Genomic DNA, 2,377 nt, shown 5'->3' on the forward strand with positions numbered 1-2,377 from the left:
GTCGCTGACCGGCGCGGAGACGGCGGGTCTGCGCACCGCCTGCCTCAGCGGCGCGGTGACCACCAAGTTGAGCGAGCCGGGCAGCGATCCGCACCTGTCCGCGGGCGATCTGGACGAAGCGGTCTCCGGCCTGCTCGCCGACGGCTTGGCGGCGGCCGACGTGAACGGCAAGGTCGTGCCGAGCGGTTACCAGCGGTTGGAGGCGTTCCGCACCGGTGTGCTGGATGGTGAGAGCGCCTGCCTGACCAAGTTCCGGTAGTCGCCTACACCGGCAGCGACCGCAGCGAGCTGAGCGTGCCCGCCAGCGCTCGCGCCGCCTCGGCACCCTTGGTCACGAAGTGCTCGGTGAAGAACGTGACGTGCTCGCTGTGCTCGTGGAAGTGGTGCGGGGTGAGCACGACCGAGAACACCGGCACGTCCGTGTCCAGCTGGACTCGCATCAGCCCGTCGATCACCGCCGAGGCCACGAAGTCGTGCCGGTAGATGCCGCCGTCCACCACCAGCGCGGACGCGACGATCGCCGCGTACCGGCCGGACTGCGCCAAGCGCTTGGCGTGCAGCGGGATCTCGAAGGCGCCCGGCACCTCGTAGACGTCGATGCCGGCGGGATCGAAACCGAGGTCGGCGTATTCGGCGCGGAAGCCCTCGTACGCCTTTTCGACGATCGAGCTGTGCCAGCTGGCGCGGATGAACGCGATGGAACCGGTAGTACTCATGGAGAGATACTACTGTTCGGTAAGGTGCGCTTCCAGCCAGCCGACGACATCGTCGAGCACCTTCTGCTGCTCGGGCTCGTTGAACACCTCGTGGTAGAGGCCCTCGTAGCGGATCACCGTGAGGTCCTTCGACCCGGCGCCCCGCTCGATGAGATCGGAGCTGGACGGCGCGGCGATCGCGTCGGCGGTGCCGTGCAGCACCAGGAGCGGCACGGTGACCTTCGCCAGGCGCTGCTTGACCGTATTCGTCGCGTTCAGCATCTCGGCGCCGGTGCGTGCGGGCAGCATGCCGCGATAGACCAGCGGATCGTTGTCGTAGGCAGTCACGACCGCGGGGTCGCGGCTGATCTGCGAGGAATCGAGTTTCAGCACACCGAGATTCGGCGTGAACCGGCTCAACACCGGCGCGAGCATGCGCTGCACCGGATTGCCCACCGGGATGTCCAGCGGCGGAGCCGACAGCACGATGCCCGCGACGTCGATCGGCGCGCGGGTGGCCAGATACAGGGTGATCAGGCTGCCCATCGAGTGCGCGACCAGGAAGCGCGGCACGCCGGGCTGCTCGCGACTCGCGATGTCCAGCATGGCGGCGACGTTGTCCGCGGCAGCCGCCATGGAGCCGATATTGGCCTTGCTGCCCGCGGATTTCCCGTGCCCGATGTGGTCGAGCGCGTAGACCGCGAAACCGGCGGCGACCAGGCGCTGCCCCACGTGGACATAGCGGCCGGAATGCTCGGCGACGCCGTGCACCAGGACGATCACGCCCCGCGCTGCGCCCTCCGGCAGCCACGCTCGCCAGGCGACTCCGCTGCCGACACCGTCGAACTCGCCGGTCTCGGTGCGGATCGCGGGCGGCTCGGTGGGCGTGGCGTCGCCAGCCGTCGGCTCGGTCGTCATCCCTGCGCTCCTGATGTCGATGGCGTGCCGACCGTCGCGAAATGCTCGATCAGTCGCCGGTTGAACTCGATGAGTCGAGCGTAGTTGACTCGGGAGATGCGCTCGTCGGTTCCGTGGATCGAGGCCAGGTCGCGCTCGTCCAGCACGATGGGGGCGAAATTGCACCGTGTTCCCGCCAGGTCGTCGTAGTGCCTGGAGTCGGTGGCGCCGGGAACGATGCCGGTGGTCACCGCGATGCCGGGGACGACGGCGCGGGCGAGATCGGCGATCAGGCCGAATGCGGGGCCGGGTCGGGTGATCTGTGACGGCTCCGACGACATGCCGACCAGCTCGAACCGAATCCCCTTGTCGCGCACGACTTTCCGGCAGTGTGCCAGCACCGAGGCGACCGTGTCGCCGGGCAGGATGCGGAAGTTCACCATGGCCTCGGCCCGCTGGGGCAGCACGTTCGCTCGCACTCCGCCGCGGATCACAGTCGGCGCCGTGGTGGTGCGCACCATCGCCTCGGTCTGCGGCTGGGTCGCCATCACCCGGGTGACCACCGGCGCGGCGATGCGCGCCAGAGCGAGCAGACGCCGCCGCGGCGCCGGCATGACCTCGCGCACCCGGTTCAGCATGTCCGCGATCACCGGGGTCAGGCGCAGCGGCATCGGATGGTCCTGGATGCGGCCGACCGCCCGCGCGATCCGGCCGACGGCCGTCTGCTTGCCCGGCATGGACGAGTGCCCGCCCACTTCGGTGACCGACAACCGGACCGTCGCGTA

General features: G+C 69.4%; 3 protein-coding genes and 1 pseudogene. 1 reads left to right on the forward strand and 3 read right to left on the reverse strand.

Annotation, left to right across the window (positions count from 1 at the left end; translation table 11 throughout):
• Positions 1-259 (forward strand): annotated as a pseudogene (locus tag ON21_RS08425) (metallopeptidase); the annotation flags it as partial.
• A gap of 4 nt (positions 260-263) precedes the next feature.
• On the opposite strand, the gene ON21_RS08430 reads toward ON21_RS08425, so the two are convergent.
• The 3 genes from ON21_RS08430 to ON21_RS08440 all read right to left on the reverse strand — a co-directional run.
• Positions 264-716 (reverse strand): 6,7-dimethyl-8-ribityllumazine synthase, encoded by a 453-nt coding sequence (locus ON21_RS08430; RefSeq protein ID WP_039796961.1) that lies wholly within the window; start codon positions 714-716, stop codon positions 264-266.
• A 9-nt stretch (positions 717-725) separates the two neighbouring features.
• Positions 726-1,613 carry an alpha/beta hydrolase gene (locus tag ON21_RS08435; protein WP_051020486.1) on the reverse strand — a complete coding sequence of 296 codons (888 nt, stop codon included), beginning with the start codon at positions 1,611-1,613 and terminating at the stop codon, positions 726-728.
• Positions 1,610-2,377: peptidase dimerization domain-containing protein (locus tag ON21_RS08440; protein WP_157170759.1), on the reverse strand; the 768-nt coding region annotated here is incomplete at its 5' end. The genes ON21_RS08435 and ON21_RS08440, both read right to left, overlap by 4 nt.

The organism is Nocardia araoensis NBRC 100135, from assembly GCF_000308435.1.
GTDB classification, from domain to species: domain Bacteria; phylum Actinomycetota; class Actinomycetes; order Mycobacteriales; family Mycobacteriaceae; genus Nocardia; species Nocardia araoensis.